General features: G+C 36.6%; 14 protein-coding genes. 8 read left to right on the top strand and 6 right to left on the bottom strand.

Going from position 1 to position 19,510, the window contains the following annotated elements; all coding sequences use genetic code 11:
* Window positions 1-9: 9 nt before the first annotated feature.
* From VB264_RS20470 to VB264_RS20450, 5 genes are all read right to left on the bottom strand, one after another.
* Window positions 10-1,299, bottom strand: coding sequence for an LVIVD repeat-containing protein (locus VB264_RS20470; protein ID WP_323252463.1), 1,290 nt, complete (start codon window positions 1,297-1,299; stop codon window positions 10-12).
* 157 nt (window positions 1,300-1,456) lie between these two features.
* Window positions 1,457-1,840 (bottom strand): hypothetical protein, encoded by a 384-nt coding sequence (locus VB264_RS20465; protein WP_323252461.1) that lies wholly within the window; start codon window positions 1,838-1,840, stop codon window positions 1,457-1,459.
* 5 nt (window positions 1,841-1,845) lie between these two features.
* Window positions 1,846-2,388: a hypothetical protein gene (locus tag VB264_RS20460; protein ID WP_323252459.1), complete on the bottom strand. Its 543-nt coding sequence runs from the start codon at window positions 2,386-2,388 to the stop codon at window positions 1,846-1,848.
* A 5-nt stretch (window positions 2,389-2,393) separates the two neighbouring features.
* Window positions 2,394-3,029 carry a hypothetical protein gene (locus tag VB264_RS20455; RefSeq protein ID WP_323252457.1) on the bottom strand — a complete coding sequence of 212 codons (636 nt, stop codon included), beginning with the start codon at window positions 3,027-3,029 and terminating at the stop codon, window positions 2,394-2,396.
* Window positions 3,030-3,031: 2 nt separating this feature from the next.
* Window positions 3,032-3,562 carry an RNA polymerase sigma factor gene (locus VB264_RS20450; protein WP_323252455.1) on the bottom strand — a complete coding sequence of 177 codons (531 nt, stop codon included), beginning with the start codon at window positions 3,560-3,562 and terminating at the stop codon, window positions 3,032-3,034.
* A gap of 479 nt (window positions 3,563-4,041) precedes the next feature.
* On the opposite strand from VB264_RS20450, the gene gatB reads away from it, so the two are divergent.
* From gatB to VB264_RS20430, 4 genes are all read left to right on the top strand, one after another.
* Window positions 4,042-5,499 carry an Asp-tRNA(Asn)/Glu-tRNA(Gln) amidotransferase subunit GatB gene (gatB, locus tag VB264_RS20445; RefSeq protein WP_323252453.1) on the top strand — a complete coding sequence of 486 codons (1,458 nt, stop codon included), beginning with the start codon at window positions 4,042-4,044 and terminating at the stop codon, window positions 5,497-5,499.
* Between the two features lie 33 nt (window positions 5,500-5,532).
* On the top strand, window positions 5,533-6,672 hold the full coding sequence (locus VB264_RS20440) for a TlpA disulfide reductase family protein (protein ID WP_323252451.1): 1,140 nt from the start codon (window positions 5,533-5,535) through the stop codon (window positions 6,670-6,672).
* 154 nt (window positions 6,673-6,826) lie between these two features.
* A complete protein-coding gene (gene proC / locus VB264_RS20435; protein WP_323252449.1) occupies window positions 6,827-7,627 on the top strand; it encodes a pyrroline-5-carboxylate reductase in 801 nt (266 codons plus the stop codon).
* A 464-nt stretch (window positions 7,628-8,091) separates the two neighbouring features.
* Window positions 8,092-11,502 carry a transglutaminase family protein gene (locus VB264_RS20430; RefSeq protein ID WP_323252447.1) on the top strand — a complete coding sequence of 1,137 codons (3,411 nt, stop codon included), beginning with the start codon at window positions 8,092-8,094 and terminating at the stop codon, window positions 11,500-11,502.
* A 119-nt stretch (window positions 11,503-11,621) separates the two neighbouring features.
* On the opposite strand, the gene VB264_RS20425 is transcribed toward VB264_RS20430, so the two are convergent.
* Window positions 11,622-12,494, bottom strand: coding sequence for a glycerophosphodiester phosphodiesterase family protein (locus VB264_RS20425; protein ID WP_323252445.1), 873 nt, complete (start codon window positions 12,492-12,494; stop codon window positions 11,622-11,624).
* Between the two features lie 223 nt (window positions 12,495-12,717).
* Between VB264_RS20425 and VB264_RS20420 the strand changes: the two genes are divergently transcribed.
* From VB264_RS20420 to VB264_RS20405, 4 genes are all read left to right on the top strand, one after another.
* Entirely contained in the window at window positions 12,718-13,395 is a 678-nt protein-coding gene (locus tag VB264_RS20420) for an alpha/beta family hydrolase (RefSeq protein ID WP_323252443.1), read from the top strand.
* Window positions 13,396-13,468: 73 nt separating this feature from the next.
* A complete protein-coding gene (locus VB264_RS20415) occupies window positions 13,469-16,042 on the top strand; it encodes a circularly permuted type 2 ATP-grasp protein (RefSeq protein WP_323252441.1) in 2,574 nt (857 codons plus the stop codon).
* Window positions 16,032-16,907 carry a transglutaminase family protein gene (locus VB264_RS20410; protein WP_323252439.1) on the top strand — a complete coding sequence of 292 codons (876 nt, stop codon included), beginning with the start codon at window positions 16,032-16,034 and terminating at the stop codon, window positions 16,905-16,907. Before VB264_RS20415 ends, VB264_RS20410 begins: the two co-directional genes overlap by 11 nt.
* An 81-nt stretch (window positions 16,908-16,988) precedes the next feature.
* Entirely contained in the window at window positions 16,989-19,376 is a 2,388-nt protein-coding gene (locus VB264_RS20405) for a ribonuclease R family protein (protein WP_323252437.1), read from the top strand.
* Window positions 19,377-19,510: the final 134 nt, after the last annotated feature.

The following is a 19,510-nucleotide window of genomic DNA, read 5'->3' as shown; positions in this document are numbered from 1 at the left end:
CAGGGCTTATTAGTTTTCTCGTTTTACCAATATCTTACTCAACAATTTCAAATTATTGGCATCTTTATAATCATATTGATATAAACCGTCCTTGCCAATGAGCATTAAAGTACCATTCAAAGGAATTACATCATAAGTATTCATATCTGTAAAATGCTGTATTTGTTTAATATCCATTGAATTGGTAGCATTAAAAGTCTTTAGTCCTCCTTTACCCTCGCAGATAAATAATTTCTTGTTATCAATTCCTAAACCATAAGGGCTATCCATAGGATACGACTTCAACAGAACGGGCGTAGCTGGATTTGAAACATTGATAACATCTAATTGATTGGCAACAGCAGCACCACAACGACTAAAATTATTTACTGAACGAAGGGTAACATAAGCGATATCGTCTTCAACCACTACAGGGTCGCAAGCACGCACATGGTCTAAACGAGATAAAAACGTTGGATTACTAGGGTTTTCATTGTTCCAGATTTGCATTCCTGTTGTTGTGCCCAAGAACAATTTATTTTTATAAGGGAAGATAGTCTCGATACCAAAACCAAGTTTTATACTAGCATCTTTGGTCGGTTTTTCAGGATTAGCCAAGCTAAACAGTTTCATTTCATCTTGCGTAACAGCATAGAGGTGGTTATTCGCAATCGTGAATCTTGCTGTCGATCCTCCAACTCCTGCTCCTTTAGCTGCTGAACCAGTAGAACTACTTGATGAAAGGCTTGAATATAGTGACCAACTATTATAATACGCAATTGGATAATAAGAAGGGTCGCATGATACCTCTTGAGTAGTGCTATACCATTTCCATTTATAGTCATAGATAGTCTGATTATTCGCATTATAACTCCAACTAATCCCATCCGCTACTCCATAAGTAAATACTTCGTTTACTCTCGAAACCTCTTTAATAGCCGCAGGATTACTAATATCAAAAGCTACAAAATCGGTGTAACTATCGGCATACAGGATATTATCTTGCACGGCTATATCAATATTCCCTAATACTTGAATAAAAGCAATGGCTTTGGGTGATGCTGGATTTGAATTATCTATCACATGGAAACCTTTCTTTATTTCATTGATAAACAGATAGTTATCTTTGACATAAATTTTCCCAGGATTCACTAAGTCTTGTGCAGGCAAAGCTTTTACACTGTTCCTGAGTTCATTGAGTGAGATTAACACTGATTCAGTTCCTCTGTAGGTATTGGTTTCTTGACAATGGTCTTTACAAGAAACAAAAGCAATTAACAAAGCAATGAAGTGAATTGCTCGGAGTAAAGTTTTTTTCATGAGCAAAAAGCCTAAAAAGGCGTTAAGTAAGAGTGATAAGTTGGAATTTTTGAATTGCGAGTTGCGAATTCTGAATTTAAAATTGTGTATATCAACAATTTTAAATCAAAATCCACAACTCTTTTTATGAGGTTAAACAGCTTTACTCAATCAGATATTATTTAGTTGTACAAAGTCCGTTTACACAGTCCACGGTAGGCATAAGTATCATAGAACAGTCAGAAACCCTGTTGTATTTTACATTCAATTCTTTTTGAAAATCTGTATAGCTTTTCACTTTCTCGGTCAATACTTTCTCATCTGTTTTGGATAAAGAATACACAATAAACTGTGTAGGACCACCACAAGCTTTGGCTCCCATTGGCATCACTCTACAGTCATCGCCAGCACAAGCCTTGTTGATAGCGAAAGCTTCAATGTCTGATGCCATTTGTGCTAACTTTGCATTATCCTCCTCTTCATTACCAAATACATCTTTATTCTTGCAGGCATAAAATAGTACAAAAGCAAGAATCACATAAATCATTTTAGATAATTTCATGGCTATTATTTATATTTTATACTTGTATACGCTGGCCCTAGTATCTTACCATACTTAGATAAATAAGTCGGGAAAGTCTGATTATTAACATCTGTTTCTCTATAAAAAACGCTATCATCTACTCTCCAAGTTTTAATCGCTTTGCCTTTTTCTTTTCTTTGTATTAATAACATCCCTCCGTCGGCACAGCCTGGGCAACCGAATGTTGTACTTGCTTGATTAGCTAAGTCCGCTGGGAATTCAGTTATTACGTTTTTCACCTTAGCATACTCACTATCAGGCAATTGGTATCCTACAAAAGAATATTTCTCTTGGTCTTTACAGAAATTACCACTTGTATCAGCATATACTTTTCCGCTATTCGTTACCATATAAATAACTGATGCTCTGCAACCCCAGCCTAAACCAACATGGCTAAAAACTAGGTAGTCATCTAGCTTTTCGGCACTAACATTTTCAGGATTATTGAGTGTTTCTAGTCCATTTTCTGAACATGATAGCATCCCTAATGTCATTAGAGAAACTAATAATAATGTGAGTCTTTTCATGTTAATTATTGTTGATAGGTTCCTACTCCAACTGATACTTTTACATTTTTAAAAATTGACTTTTTAGGAGGTTTTGGTTTTGTTGGTTCATAATATGGTGTTGTCTCTACTGGCACAACAATATTAGGCTGTTGCCAGGCATGATTAGTGTTTTTTGTTGATAACGGCGTTATCGTCTCAATACTATCTGCCAGTTTGGTTCTTTCTATAGGTTCTTCTGGCAAATTTTCCAAAGGTTGTTCTTCCGATAATTCTATCGGAAGAGGTTTTGCTTTAACAGGTAATTGTGGGTCTAGAGGTTGAATTTTTCTTACCTCTTTTTCATTGATAGTAGGCGTAGGACTTTTCACCAATATTTGTTTTTCTAACTTAATTTGTTCCTGCACAGCAGGTTCAATGTCTTTGGTAATGTCAGTGTTGGCAATAAAAACCCAATATCCTATCCCTAGTAATGTTACTAGAACAGTACCTATGTAATAGAATGGAAAAGTATTTTTAGGGACTTGAGGAGTCGCTGGTGCAGCCTCAATGCTCAAGCCTTGCTCTATCTTATCCCAAACGGCGTCAGATGGAGTCAAAGAGGCATCTTCAAAGGCTTTTTGCCATTGTTCCTCAAATGAATTATTTGTAAAATCGTTCATCATTAGCTATTTACGGATAATTGACTTTGTAAAATGGCTCTTGCTCTTGCATATTGTGACTTTGATGTTCCTTCTGTAATCTTTAGCATCTCAGCGATTTCTTTGTGTTGATATCCTTCTATGGCATAAAGGTTAAAAACAGACTGACAGCCCTTTGGTAATTTTCGAATCATCTCAATTAATTCTTGAAAATTAATGCCTTCAATACCTGTAAGTCCATCGCTAAATTGATTTTCATATTCCTGTACATTATCCATTCCTTGAAAATGCTGTTGTGCACGAATATGATTGATGGCTACATTGATAACGATTCGCTTAATCCAAGCTCCTAATGTACTCTCACCTCTAAACTTACTTAAATTCTGAAATATCTTAATAAATGCCTCTTGCAATACATCCTCGGCCTCTTCTTTATTTTGCATATAACGAGCACAGACCACCAACATTCTACCAGCGTAAGCATTGTATAGCTTTCGTTGGGCGTTACGGTCATTTTGCAGACAGGCCTGTATGAGCTGTTCTTCGTTTTCCAAAATTTATTGTTAATTAAAGAGGCTTATGTGTATTTTATTGTTGTTGTTTTTTTAGCCGAGGCTGGTGTCTTCACCAGACCTCATATAGTCTGGCAAATTGCTTTCGCATTGGTGGGCTGGTCAAGAGACCAGCCACGGGTGAAACCTCATTACACAAACACTTATTCATCTTTAGCCGAGGCTGGTGTCTTCACCAGACCTCATTCAGTCTAGTAAATTGTTTTCGCATTGGTGGACTGATCAAAAGACCAGCCACTGTTAACCCGATAACCTCATCACACAAACACTTATTCTTCTACTTACTTTATAACTAAGTTTTATAGAGCTTTTGTATAAAGACGTTTATTCTTATTAAACGGTTGGAAAAGAACTAAAAAAAATTATATTTTTCTCTGTCACCACTTACTTATCTGTTCTAAAGCCACTAACTATTTGCTTTTTATTATCTTTGCATTCTAAAATTTGAAATTGTACCTTCTGTGAATCAAGAAATAAGAGATAAATACGAAGTCGTTATCGGCTTAGAAGTACACGCTCAGTTGCAAACTGAGAGTAAAATTTTTGCAGCTGATGCTGCGTCATTTGGTGCTTCACCTAATACCCATATTTCACCAATTACCCTTGGGCATCCGGGCACGCTACCAAAGCTTAATAAAAAAGCGGTAGAGTTTGCCATGAAAATGGGCATTGCTTGCCAGTCTGAAATAACTAATAATCAGTATTTTGACAGAAAAAACTACTTCTATCCAGATCTTCCAAAAGGTTACCAAATCACACAAGATAAAACCCCTATTTGCATGGGCGGTGGTGTGCATGTGAAACTCTCGACAGGCGAAAAAACAGTTCGTTTTCATCATATTCACTTAGAAGAAGATGCGGGAAAATCATTACATGCTGATGGTTCAAGCGATAGTTTATTAGACTATAACCGTGCAGGAACACCATTGATAGAAATGGTAACTGAACCAGAAATCAAGTCAGCCGAAGAAGCCGCTACTTTTATGACTGAAGTACGTAAGCTAGTGCGTTACCTTGGTATTTGTGATGGCAACATGGAAGAAGGCTCGCTCCGTTGCGATGTCAATATTTCGGTCATGCCAGTGGGTAGTAAAGTTTTCGGAACAAAAGTCGAAATCAAAAACATGAATTCAATGCGTTTTATCCAAAAAGCCATTGAATATGAAATTGTCAGACAAATAGATGCCGTTGAAAATAACGAAAAAATCATTCAGGAAACCCGCAGTTTCGACCCTGCCACTGGACGAACATCGGGTATGCGTGAAAAAGAATCAATGAACGATTATCGTTATTTTCCTGAGCCAGACCTTGTCCCTTTAGTAATTTCGGAAGAATGGCTTTCGTCAGTAAAAGCATCAATGCCAACTTTGCCTTGGGAGTTATTAGAGAAATTCACGAAGCAATACGGCCTGCCAGAATATGATGCCCATGTATTAACGGATACAAGAGAAGTAGCAGAATATTTTGAAGCAACGTGCCAATTTACCAAACATTATAAAGCAGTTTCAAATTGGATAATGGGTACGGTAAAATCTTATTTGAACGACCATAATCTAGAAATCGGGCAATTAAGTATTACGCCTGAACAATTGGCTAAATTAATACAATTGGTTGATGATGGTAAGGTGAGTAACACAACGGCTGCGCACCAGATTTTCCCAGAAATGATTGCCGATACCACTAAAACGCCATTACAAATTGCCGAAGCCAAGAATTTGCTTCAACAAAGCAATACAGATACACTTCAAACGTTAGTTGATGAGGTTTTAGCCAATAATCCAGCGAAAGTAAAAGAATACAAAAATGGCAAAAAAGGGCTTTTAAGTATGTTCATGGGTGAAATCATGAAGAAATCTAAAGGTTCGGCTGATCCTAAAGTAACCACTGCTTTATTGCAAAAAACTTTAGACAATTTATAACTAGCTTATAAATTGAGTTATCATTCACAAAACATGAAAAAAATATCAATCATCATTTTATTTGTACTGACGAGTATCTATACTTTTGCTCAGGATAAAGTGGTTAATATTACGGGGAAAGTAATGAATGTAGTGCCTGATAAAAAGGTATTACTACAGGTAATTAACGGCCGAGGAAATGCCATCACGGTAGATTCTGCGGTAGTAGCTGCTGACAAATCATTCAAGTTTAATAGCAAAATACCTGATGGTGGTGGTTATTATTTAATCAATTTCTTTGGCATGGAACTCAGCCAGAAAGTATTGCTGATTCTGGAAGGTGGCGAAACGGTTAACCTTATTGCTGATGGATTGGATACGCCTGCCAAAAGAGGGAGTTTTCAATTGACTGGAGATTCTAAGAATATTGAATATTTCAATAGAATTCTGAAGATTAGCCAAGAGTTACAAACCAAAGTAGAATCTTGGAATCTACAGGTAACAGCAGCAAAAGCCAAGAATGATGATGCTACTATCCAAAAAATTCAGAATGAATTTCAGGCAGCCCAAGAAGCGAACCTTAACAAAATAAAAGCCCTCCTTCCTGAAATGGGTACTCATTTGGTGGCTTTGTGGACAGCTGGCAATTTCTTAGATCCTGTGAACGATATGGAAACATTATTACAAGTAGCCGAAAAATTCAAGATTGAAAAAGGCAATTCTGCTAATGTTCATATCAAGACTTTCTTGCAACAAGTAATGCGGTTGAAAGGTGTCAGTGTAGGTTCGGAAGCACCAGAAATTGCGATGAAAACGCCGAATGATAAAGTGTTGGCTTTATCGTCTTTGCGAGGAAAATATGTATTACTTGACTTCTGGGCATCGTGGTGTGGGCCATGTCGCAGAGAAAATCCAAACGTTGTAAGGATATACTATAAATTCAAAGACAGAAACTTCGATATTTTTTCAGTAAGCTTAGACCAAGAAAAAACATCATGGCTGACTGCTATCGAAAAAGATGGTATGGCTTGGAATCATGTTTCTGATTTACAATATTGGAATTCAGCAGCAGCCGTAGCCTATGGCGTTCAGGGCATACCAGCTACATTTTTATTAGACAAAGAAGGAAAAGTAATTGCAAAAAACCTGAGAGGTGAAGAGCTTGAAAAGAAATTGGAAGAGATTCTAAAATAAGCAATTCTCAAAATATTATTCTGCATATTTCAATCCCTGACATTTTTTATAAAACTGTCAGGGATTTTTCATGTAATTTTGTTCTTCCAAACAATCAAAACAGAATGTTGAGAAAAATATCTCAGAGATTCTATCACACAATCAATTTTTTGAAATGAAAGTAGCCATCATAGGAGCAGGAAATATGGGAATGGCATTTGCCAAATCGTTTATCCAATATGATTTAGTAAAAAAGGAAGACCTTTTTCTGATTGAAAAAAACTCAGAACGTGCCGAAGCATTACGACTGGAAAAAGCAGGAGTTGTTATTGACACCATTTCTTCTAAAATCGGAGAGTATGATTTAATTATTTTATCCGTAAAACCACAAGATTTTCCGTCTTTACAAGAAGAACTTCGTGCCGTAATTCAGCCTAAGCAATTGGTATTAAGCATCATGGCGGGAATTTCTATTGAAAAAATCATTAGCACCCTTAACCACCCATTGGTAGTACGTGCTATGCCTAATACGCCTGCTTTGCTAGGAATGGGTATGACTGCTTTCTCGGCTGCTGGCGATATTACTTTAAGTCAATTAAAAAAGGTGGAAAACCTCATTAATTCAACGGGTAGAGCGGTTTTCTTAGAAGATGAAAGTTTATTAGATGCCGTAACGGCATTGAGTGGTAGCGGGCCCGCTTACTTTTTCTACTTAGTAAAAGCGATGATTGAAGCAGGAAAACAAATGGGCTTTGAAGAATCTATGTCCGCTTTGTTAGTAAAACAAACCATGTTGGGTTCATTCCATTTAATTAATAATGCTGAAAAAAGTTTAGATGAATTAATCAAAGCGGTGGCATCAAAAGGGGGTACTACAGAAGCTGCCTTGAAACGTTTTGAAGAAGGACTTTTAGCACAAAACTTACAAGAGGGAATTTACGCTGCTCAGAAAAGAGCAACGGAATTATCGAAATAGATTTAAGCTTTAGGCTGTAAGCAATAGGCTTTAGGCTTTTTTAAAAAACAGTAGGGACGAATTGCATTCGTCCTTATTTGTTTAACAATATTATTATCAAATCTTTTATTATCACTAGCGAGGGACTTAAGTCCCTCGCTAGTGATAAGGCTTGAATGTAAACGCTTTACTTAATGTATTAAACCATTAATGATGCTAAATGGTTAGTCTATTTCCAAGCATTCTCACATCACAATTCTCCACAGATTTTAAACGACTGATTTTCTCAAATATCCAAAAGTCTATTTCCTAATACCAAAATCTGATGTCCAAAAGCTGAAAGTTAAAAGCCTTCTTCAATTACTTTCACTTTTAAATAAACTATTTCAAGCAAAAATATAATTTTATAGCTATCCCCTTCATTTTAACACTAATTTTCGCTTTTTTTACATAAATCATAAAACTAACGTTCAATTTCAATCTATATGTCGATAAAAGTTGCCATTTCTCATAAGACGAAATACAAGTTTGATAGAAGCGTCAGTCTATCTCCACACATTTTTAGATTACGTCCTGCGCCACATTCACGAACAGTGATTGAGGGATACTCGTTCAAAATATTTCCTGAAAATCATTTCATCAATTGGCAACAAGACCCATTTGGTAATTATCAAGCCAGAGTAGTTTTTCCTGAAAAAACCACGGAATTACATGTAGAGGTAGAAGTTATTGCCAAATTACAGGTAATCAATCCTTTTGATTTTTTTGTAGAAGAATATGCTGAAAAGTTTCCCTTCAAATATGACGAACAGTTAAGAAGAGAACTAGGACCCTATTTTGAAGAAAGAGAGTCTGGCGAAAAATTATTGAATTGGATTGAAAACAATAGAGTTTATACAAACATTAATACGGTTGATTTTTTAGTACACCTCAACCAAAGAGTATTTAATGGCTTACACTATAACATTAGAATGGAAACAGGTGTACAAACCTGTGAAGAAACACTAACTTCTCTAAGCGGTTCTTGTCGAGATTCGTCTTGGTTGTTAGTCCAAATTCTAAGAAAACACGGCATTGCAGCTAGGTTTGTATCTGGTTATTTAGTCCAACTTACGTCAGATATTAAATCTTTGGATGGACCTTCTGGACCCGTAGCTGATTTTACCGATTTGCACGCTTGGGTAGAAGCATACATCCCTGGTGCTGGCTGGATTGGTCTTGACCCTACTTCTGGACTTTTTGCGGGCGAAGGACACATTCCTTTGTCGTGTACGCCAGACTATGCAAGTGCTGCCCCTGTAACAGGCGCTACCGATGTTTGTAATGTTACGTTTGAATTTGACAATAAAGTTACCAGAATCCATGAAGACCCAAGGGTAACGAAGCCTTATACTGACCAACAGTGGGAAGACATCATGCAAGTGGGTTATGATGTAGAAAAGGATTTACAAGAAGGCGATGTACGCATGACTATGGGAGGCGAACCTACCTTCGTTTCAGTAGATGATTATGAATCGCCAGAATGGAGTTCTACTGCGGATGGCCCTTTAAAACGAAAATTAGCCTATGATTTAGCATTACGCCTAAAAAATCGTTTTGCTCATGGTGGATTATTACACTTCGGACAAGGTAAGTGGTATCCAGGCGAATTGATTCCACGTTGGCAATATGCCCTTTACTGGAGAAAAGACGGACATACCATCTGGAAAAATGATGCATTGGTTGCCAAAGAAAACGACCAAAAACTTACATTCCATGATGCAGAGAGGTTCACCTTTGAACTTACCAAATACTTAGGCATTAATACCAATAATATTATTCCTGCTTATGAAGACCCTATTTATTGGGCTTTAGAAGAAGGTAAGATTCCCGTTAACATTGACCCATTAAAAGTAAATTTAAAAGATTCGGTAGAAAGACGCACCTTAGCCAAATTGTTGGAAAAAGGACTGAATAATCCTACTGGTTTCGTATTTCCTTTGAAGTGGGATAGCGGTATCAATACTTGGACAAGCTGTGCTTGGAGCTTCAGAAGGAATCATTGTTACCTGATTCCGGGTAATTCTCCGATTGGTTATCGTTTGCCATTGGACTCATTGCCTGCATTATCAGACGATAGAAAAGAGTTTCCTGCCGAACGTAGCCCCTTTGAAGATTTAGCACCATTAGGTGACTTTAGTGGAGTTGTGGAAAAACGTTATGGTGCTGTTGCTCCAGACTATGAACTCCCTCCTGCTAAAAAAGTGAGCGAGGGAGAAAAAGAAAAAGGGAACGAAAAGCAGATTATTTTCGAAGTTCCTACGTTCACTACGGCTTTAACAATTGAAGAGAGAGAAGGTATTTTATATGCATTCTTACCTCCTACTGAGTATTTAGAGCATTATTTAGACTTGATTGCTTGTATTGAAGCAACTTGTGAAAAGCTTCAACTGCCGATTAGGATTGAAGGTTATCCTCCTCCGTCTGATTACCGTTTAGAAAAACTAAATGTTACACCAGACCCTGGGGTAATTGAAGTAAATATTCATCCAGCCAAAAATTGGCAGGAGTTAGTTGACAACATCACTGCTCTATACGAAGAAGCTTTCTTTGCTCGCTTGGGTACAGAAAAATTCATGGTAGATGGCAAACATACAGGTACTGGCGGAGGTAACCACGTAACGATTGGAGGTGCCAAACCAGCGGATAGTCCAATCTTACGTCGTCCAGATTTATTGCGTAGCTTGATTACCTACTGGCAACATCACCCTGTATTAAGTTATTTATTCTCTGGTCCTTTTATTGGTCCAACGAGTCAAGCACCACGTTTTGACGAAGGTAGAGAAGAGCGATTGTATGAAATGGAGATTGCATTCGACCAAATTCCAGAGGGAGAAGAAGTGCCATTCTGGATGGTTGATAGAATTTTCAGAAACCTTTTGGTTGACGTGACGGGCAATACACACCGTACAGAATTCTGTATTGATAAAATGTATTCTCCTGATTCATCAACGGGTCGTTTAGGAATTTTAGAATTCAGAGGGTTCGATATGCCTCCTCATAAACACATGAGCTTGGTTCAAACCTTATTGATTAGGGCTTTGATTGCTAAATTCTGGAAAGAACCATATAAGAAAAAATTAGTGCGTTGGGGTACAGAATTACACGACCGTTTTCTTTTGCCACATTACGCTTATTTAGATATGCTTGATGTTGTGAATGATTTGAAGGATGCAGGGTACAATTTCGACATCTCTTGGTTTGATGCTTTCTTTGAATTCCGTTTCCCTTATTATGGTGGTATTACCGTTGATAATACTCAACTAGAAATCCGTTCGGGCATAGAGCCTTGGCACGTACTAGGCGAAGAATTGTCAAACTCTGGTACTGCTCGATTTGTAGATTCTTCTTTAGAGAAAATACAGGTAAAAGTAACTGGCTTTATAGAAGGTCGTCATATCCTAACTTGTAATGGTTGTAGAGTACCGTTAAGAAGTACAGGTGTAAAAAGCGAATTTGTAGCAGGTGTTCGTTACAAAGCATGGAACCCACCTTCGGCATTGCACCCAACTATTGGTGCAGATGCTCCTTTGGTATTTGATATATTAGACACTTGGAATAACAAAGTAATTGGTGGATGTACCTACTTTGTAGCACATCCGGGCGGTAGAAGTTTTGATACTTACCCAATCAATAGTTATGAGGCAGAATCAAGGATGATTAGCCGTTTCTGGGGTTTTGGGCATACACCAGATGCTGCTGAAACACAAGAAGCCGAACCAATCAGAAATACGCCTTCGATTTCGAGGTTTGTGGCAGAGAACAAAAAGGAACTTAAGGCCGATACGCCAATAGAAGTAATCAATCCAGAATATCCAAATACTTTAGATTTAAGAAAGTATTGGAAAAGAAGGTAATATAAATTTCATTTTTTCAATCCTTCTAAATATGACTAGCGAGGGACTTAAGTCCCTCGCTAGTCATATTTAGAAGGATTTGAATTTAATCATAAATTGATTTTCTTCAAAGCTAATTTTCATTTCAACAACTCCTGCACCGCAAAAGGATAATCAGTAATTAATATATCTACCTGCTTCGTTTTTAGAAATTCCGTATAATATCCTTTATCAAAAGCATCAGGATGTTTTTGAACATTTTCGCTAATATCACTTGTTAACACTATCCCATTTTTCTTGAGTTTTTCAATTAATGACACAGGGGTTTGAGCATTAATATAGGCTACCAAATTCCTGAAAGGTATATTCAAGGCTTTAATTCTTTCCCAATCTTTCTCACTACTAATTAATGTTGAAATAGTAATCGTAGACGAAAGCTGATATACTTTCTGTGTATTGATGGGTGAAAACGTCAGGATTAAGCATCGGTCTTCTAGTCTTTTTTTCTTTATCTTTTGCACTGTTTTTTGCCATAAATCATCTTTTACATCTACCATCAGATAAACGTTTTTATGGGCCGATAACCATTTTAAAACTCCATCAAAAGTTGGAATACGTTCTTGTGTGGGATCACCCTTTTGTGCTTTTAGGTATAAGCTCTCTAAATACGTTGATGCCAATTCCTTAATAACACCAACACCATTAGTCGTTCTATCAATGGTTTCATCATGCATGATAAACAAATCTCCATCAGCGCTTTGTCTGATGTCTAATTCTAACATTACAGCTGATTTTTTGAAGGCATTAGCAATCATATTAAAACGAGCAAGACTATTCTCAGGTAAATTACTATCAAATCCACCACGGTGTCCACTAATAAGTGGCCCATTCTTCCATGATTTTTTAAAATGTTGATTAACGTAAATCGATGTGTCTTTTTTCTGGGCATGAATATTGTTTATACAAACCATGAATAACAAAATGCTAGAAAATAATTGAATTGATAATTTCATTTGATGATGATGTTTAAAAGATGGTAATAGTTACCAATTTAACAATGTATTCTAATGCTTACAATTATGAATGATTAAATATTGATAAAGGATTATTTATCGAAAACAGTAATGTAAAGCCATTGAATTGGAAATATTACAGGATAATACTAATATTTTATGACATTTTTTTTATTACTTTTATTTTAATAATAACCATTACTAACTGCTAATAATAAAGATGATGAAAACTCCATCTCTTAAAAAGGTTGTTTTACTGGTAGGAAGAGACGATTGGCACAAGGACACTCATTTGAACCATATCTTAAGAAACTACCTAAAAAAGAACAACTACAAAATAATGTGGGAACACCCCGCAGGAAGCTTTATCTATAAACTTCAGTCCATTGAAAGTCATCTAAAATGGCTACCAAAATCTATCAAAGCATTCAACATTAAGCTTGTTAAACTGTTGTATTTGGTTACTCACTGGAGTTATGCAGTGTATTTATACAACCGTCCTAATGAGTTTATCGAATTTAGATGTCCCAGACTAAAAAAACGGATACAAAACCTGAGTGCTAACAATGAATTAATTGTTTTTTCAAGGTCATCAGGAGGAAGAGCTATTTCTCTCATCGCAGATGAATTGAATATTAAACACATTGTGTGTTTGGGGTATCCATTTCAAAATCCTAATAATGGTGTAGAACCAGAAAGGTATTTACATTTAGCACACCTACAAACGCCAATGTTAATTATTCAGGGAATTAATGATGAATATGGAGGTATTGAGATTAAGGAAAAGTATCATTTAAGCCCGCAAATCAACTTATTTTTTGTAGATACAGACCATAATTTTAATATCGGCGATAGCACTTGGAACACAGTATATGCTAAAATTGATGAAGTTATCAAATGAGTAGTGCAAGGTTTTCCTACAAAAGCCTTAATTTTAATAAATTTTAAAATACTTCATTTTCAACCAATGAGCGATGATTACAGAAAAATCACCTAATTTACTTCAAGCATATCAGCGAGAAATTAACTCTTATGATGAAATCTTGGGAGCAAACGGTCAAGTAAAACCTCATTGGCAAACACTTTTTTCTACTTTAGAAAAAATAGGCATGAAGGAACTCCATTCTCGAAATTTTGAAATTATCAACAAGCTTCGTGAAAATGGTGTTACTTATAATGTTTATGAAAATTCAGGAAGCTTAAATCGACCTTGGCAACTAGACCCTATTCCGTTTCTTATCGAACAAAAAGAATGGAACGTTGTTGCGAAAGGACTTAAACAAAGAGCATTAGTCTTAGATTTGATGTTGAGAGACATCTACGGTCGTCAACGGTTAATCAAAGAAAACATCCTACCCCCTGAATTAGTATATGGAAATAGAGGCTTTTTTAGGTCTTGTAATGATATAAAGCTCCCTTCTGAAAATCAATTAACACTATATGCTGCCGACATCGCTCGTGGGCCCGACGGCAGGATGTGGGTAATAGATAATAGGACACAAGCACCCTCTGGAACAGGATATGCCCTTGAAAACAGAAGTGTAATGAGTAAAATATTGCCTGAACTTACTAATGGAATGTATGTAAGTAGGCTTTCTCCTTTTTTTACCAGTCTTCAACAAACAGTAGCTTCTTTGGCCGTCAAAGCAAAAGATTATCCTAATATTGTTTACCTAACACCTGGCTCAAATAACGAAACTTATTTTGAACATGCTTATTTGGCGGCTTATTTGGGATACACTTTAGTCCAAGGTGATGATTTATTGGTGCGCGATGGTTTCGTTTGGTTAAAGTCTATCGATGGTTTAGAAAAAGTAGATGTTATCATAAGAAGGATTGATGATGAATGGTGCGACCCTCTGGAACTTAGGCAAGATTCTCGTTTAGGAATTCCGGGGCTATTACACGCCATTCGTTCAGGAAATGTTTCAGTGATTAATCCTCCTGGCTCAAGTGTACTCGAAAACAATGGTTTATTACCCTTTATGAATGCCGCTTCTAGGTTTTTTTTAGGTGAAAACCTGATTATGCCTTCAGTGGCTACTTGGTGGTGCGGACAGGCCAAAGAGATGAATCATGTATTGGCGAATCTGCCGAAATTGATTATAAAAAGTACTAATCGTAAACAAAAAATAAGGTCGGTTTATGGAAAGTCATTAACGGAAGCACAATTAAATGATCTCCGTAAGCTTATCATTGAAAATCCTACTGAATTCGTTGCCCAAGAAGAAGTAAGCCTTTCTACTACGCCAGCCTTGGTTGATGGAAAAATTGAACCTCGTTTTGCAGCATTACGTGCTTATTTGGTTTCAGATGGCAAAGATTATCATGTGATGGATGGCGGTTTAACCCGTAGTTCAGCCGTAAGAGACCGCTTTGAGATTTCGCATCAGTATGGTGGCTTTTCTAAAGACACTTGGATTGTATCTGATACCGTTTTAATGCCTCCTCCGCGGATTATCATTCCTACGGCAGCATCTGTTCATCATCATCCGTCGTTACCTAGCCGAAGTGCCGAAAACCTGTTTTGGGTAGGAAGGTATTGTGAAAGAACAATGGCTACGACAAAGTTTTTGAAAATTACAATTAATGCCTTGCAAGAAAATGTCAACTTTGGTGGTTCTATTAAATCAGAGCACATTGATGTATTGCTAAAGTCTCTTACACACCTTACCCTCAGTTATCCTGGATTTATTGACGATGATAATCCTGAATTATTGAAAAACCCTTATCCAGGCATTCATGATTTAGTTTTTAATGCTAAAAAAGCGGGAACAATAGCTTATAGTGTAGAGTATTTTTTGAGGGGCGTAATTACAGTAAGTGATAAATGGAGCCATGATACATGGAGAATCATTAATTTAATTGAAAATAGCTTAAAAAAGATTAAAAGCTCGGATCCTGATGCTAACAATCCGAACATGATTCAAAAGATTTTAGACAAGTTGCATACTCGTCTATTTACTTTCTATGGAATCATTTCAGAGTCTATGCCACGCGACAACGGTTTTTATTTATTAGAAGCTGGGAAACTAATTGAGAGAATTTTATCAAGAATTAGCATTATTCGTTCTACTTTTAGTTTTAAAAATGACCTTAACGTAGAAAATGATTTGGTTGAGGCCGTATTAATCAATCACCATTTATTAGTTCATTATCGTTTATTGTATAAATCGCATATAAGTTTAGAGGCCATGCTTGATATGGTTCTGTTGGAAGAAAGTTTGCCTTATTCACTCAGCTATCAATTGGATGCCTTAGCCGAATGTCTTTCTAAACTGCCTAAAACATCAAGCAATGAAAGGCTAACCAAAGCTGAAAAAGCGGTGTTGGAAGCTTCAACCAAAATTAAGCTAACAGATATTGCTACGCTTGGAACTTATGATGCAGAAACTTTATATCGAGAAAATTTAGATAACTTACTCGCTAATGTTTTTAGTTTGATTTCGTCTGTTACTGTTTGTCTGACAGATGTGTATTTTACTCATACTGTGATTCAACACTCATTAATGGAAAATCCAGAAAATAGTGATACCAATGAAATATAAACTCACTCACCAAACAAAATATAAATATCATGATTCTGTAAACAGCTATCATAGTTTAGTGTGTTTAAAACCCCTGAACATATCTACACAGATATGTCATAGTTTTTCGTTGTTAGTTAGTCCAAAGCCTTCTGAAATTGTAGAAAGAATCGACTTTTTTGGTAATACAATTCATTATTTTTCTATACAATCGGCTCATCAAGAATTGATTGTTAAGACTGAAAGTAAAGTAGAAACCTTTCCTAAGTTTTTAAATATTAATTTTTCGGTATCTTGTAAAGAAGCCCGCGAGGCATTTAAAACCAATAATGCTTTAAAAATAGAGTTGTTACAGTATTTATTACCTAGCCCGTTTATTCATTGGGACGAAGAAATCCATGCCTTTGCAGAAGCTTCTTTCCCTGAAAATCAATCACTTTACGAAAGCATCAAGAACCTTTGTCATAAAATATTCACAGAGTTCGACTTTGTTTCTAATTTTACCAATATCAATACGCCTATTAAAACTGTGTTGAAAGAACGCAAGGGCGTATGTCAGGATTTCTCTCATTTAGCCATTGCCTGTCTGAGAAGTATGGGTTTTGCTGCTCGATATGTAAGTGGCTATTTAGAAACCTTGCCTCCTCCGGGCAAGAAAAAACTGCAAGGCTCAGATGCCTCTCATGCTTGGATTTCAGTATTTATTCCCAACATTGGTTGGTGCGAATTTGACCCTACCAATGATTTAGTTCCTCAAGAAAGGCATATCATTACAGCCTATGGACGAGATTACAGCGATGTACCTCCGCTAAAAGGCATTATTTTTAGCTCAGGCAAACATACTTTATCTGTTTCTGTAGATGTAATACCCTTATTTGAACCATGATACATAAATATAGTATTATTGCTATTCCTGAGAATTCGGGTTGTTTTTGCGTATATTTGAGAAAAACATATTAATTGCTAAATGATTAAACCAAAACAATCTAAAGAACAAACTTTTCGCGATAGGATAAAAGAAGAAATTCTTGAGTTCTTTCGCCTAAATGAAGATACAGCTTGGTCGCTAAACCAAGTACATAAAGCCTTTGCCGTTCGTGACCGTAGTACAAAAACTTTATATGGAGAATTGCTTGAAGAGCTTCATAAAAACAAAAAAATCATTCGCCAACAAAACGGAAGTTATATAGTAGATACTGTCACAGAATTTGTAGTCGGTAGAATCGACCATGTAAATGCTCGTTTTGCTTTTGTAGTGGTTGAAGACAGAGAAGATGATATTTGGATTAATACCCGTGAACTAAACGGAGCCATAGATGGCGACACCGTAAAAGTATTGGTATTCCCCAAAAACAAAAAAGGAACAACTCGTGCGGAAGGCGAAGTAGTAGAAATTATTGAAAGAGGCAGAAAAGAATTAGTAGGTACTATCGAAATTTTACCAAACTATGCTTTTGTGACTCCTGATGCTAAGAAAATATTCCAAGACGTTTTTGTTTCAAAGTATGATACTAGCGATGCTCAGAACGGCGATAAAGTAATCGTGAAGATTACGAATTGGGCAGAAAAAGAGCGCAAAATGGAAGGCCAAGTAATAGAGGTCTTAGGAAAAGCTGGTGAGAATAATACTGAAATGCATGCTATTTTAGCAGAATTTGGCTTACCAATCAGTTTTCCTAAAAATATTGAAGAAGAAGCCGAAAACATTCCTGTAAAAATATCAGCAGCAGAAATCAAAAATCGTCGTGATTTTAGAGGAACTACAACTTTCACGATTGACCCCGTAGATGCCAAAGATTTTGATGATGCCCTCAGCTTTGCCTTCTTAGAAAATGGCAATTACGAAATTGGTGTACATATTGCAGATGTTACTCATTATGTGCTACCAGAATCTAATCTTGAAGCGGAGGCTTTTAAAAGAGCTACTTCGGTGTATTTGGTAGATAGGGTTGTTCCGATGTTACCTGAGAAGTTATCTAATGGGTTATGTTCTCTTCGCCCTAATGAAGATAAATTGACGTTCTCGGCTGTTTTTGAAATCACTCCCGATGCCAAAGTGGTTGGCGAGTGGTTTGGTAGAACTATTATCCATTCTGACAGAAGGTTCTCTTACGAAGAAGCCCAAGAGGTTTTAGATGCAGTAGAAGGTGGAAATATTGCTATAGAAGATGCAAAACCTGTTGAAATACCCGAAGAAGAACCTAAGAAAAAAGGGCGTAAAAAGAAAACGGACGACGTTGCTTCCTTACCGACTTTCCCAAAAGAACTTTTAACGCTGAATCAATTAGCACATAAACTTCGTGACGAACGTTTTGCAAAAGGAGCCGTAAATTTTGAAACTGTTGAAGTAAAATTCAATTTGGATGAAAACGGGAAACCGCTAGGGATTTATCAGAAAATCAGAAAGGATTCTCATAAGCTTATTGAAGAATTTATGCTATTGGCTAATAAGAAAGTAGCAGAATATGTATTCAATTTGCGTAAAACAGAACCTAGAAATACGATGGTGTATCGTACTCACGATGCCCCAGACCCAGAAAAACTGAAAAACTTCTCGACATTTGCCAAACGTTTTGGTTACAATGTGCAAACGGAAGTATCGCAGATAAGTACTTCGTTTAATGCTTTGATGCATGATGTAGAAGGAAAACCAGAACAGAATATTCTGGAGAACTTGGCAGTAAGAACTATGTCTAAAGCAAAATATAGCACCGACCCAATCGGTCACTTTGGTTTGGCATTTCGTTTTTACTCACATTTTACCAGCCCTATTCGTCGTTACCCAGATATGATGGCGCACCGAATGCTCCAACATTATTTAGATGGCGGACAGCCTTTAGAACGTGCACCTTGGGAAGCCCGTTGTAAGCATAGTTCTGAGATGGAGAAAATGGCGGCTGAAGCTGAACGTGCCTCTATTAAATACAAGCAAGTAGAATTTATGAGCTTGATGGAAGAAGGCAAAGTATGGGACGGTATCATTTCGGGCGTTACTGAATTCGGAATTTTTGTAGAGATTACCGAAACTGCTTCGGAAGGCTTAATCAGAATGAATGATTTGAAAGATGATTTCTATGATTTCGACCGCGATAACTACAGAATTGTTGGACAGAGAAATGGTAAAGTATTTACTTTTGGAGACAAATTACAAGTAAAAGTAAAAGAATGTAATTTAGGTCGCAGAAGTATGGATTTGACTTTAGTAGGCAATGACAGTGATGGTAAAAGAAAAACAAAGCCATCGCATCGTGGAGACTCAAGACATAAATCTAAAAATGCTAAATCAGCACCAAGAGGCGATAGACGCACAAAGGGTAGTGGAGGAGAAAGTAGAGATAGAAAGAAAAAACGATAAGATGATTGACAAAGCAAAGAGGCTGTCCAAAAAGTAATTGGCAGTCTTTTTTTGTTATGTTATTGATATTTAGTATTTTAGCTATGTAAATCTTCAATCATGGCAAAGGCACTTTTCAAACCTCTTCCGCTAAA

Source organism: Arcicella aquatica (assembly GCF_034928825.1).
GTDB lineage: Bacteria > Bacteroidota > Bacteroidia > Cytophagales > Spirosomataceae > Arcicella > Arcicella aquatica.
This window is presented reverse-complemented; position numbering and strand designations above follow the sequence as displayed.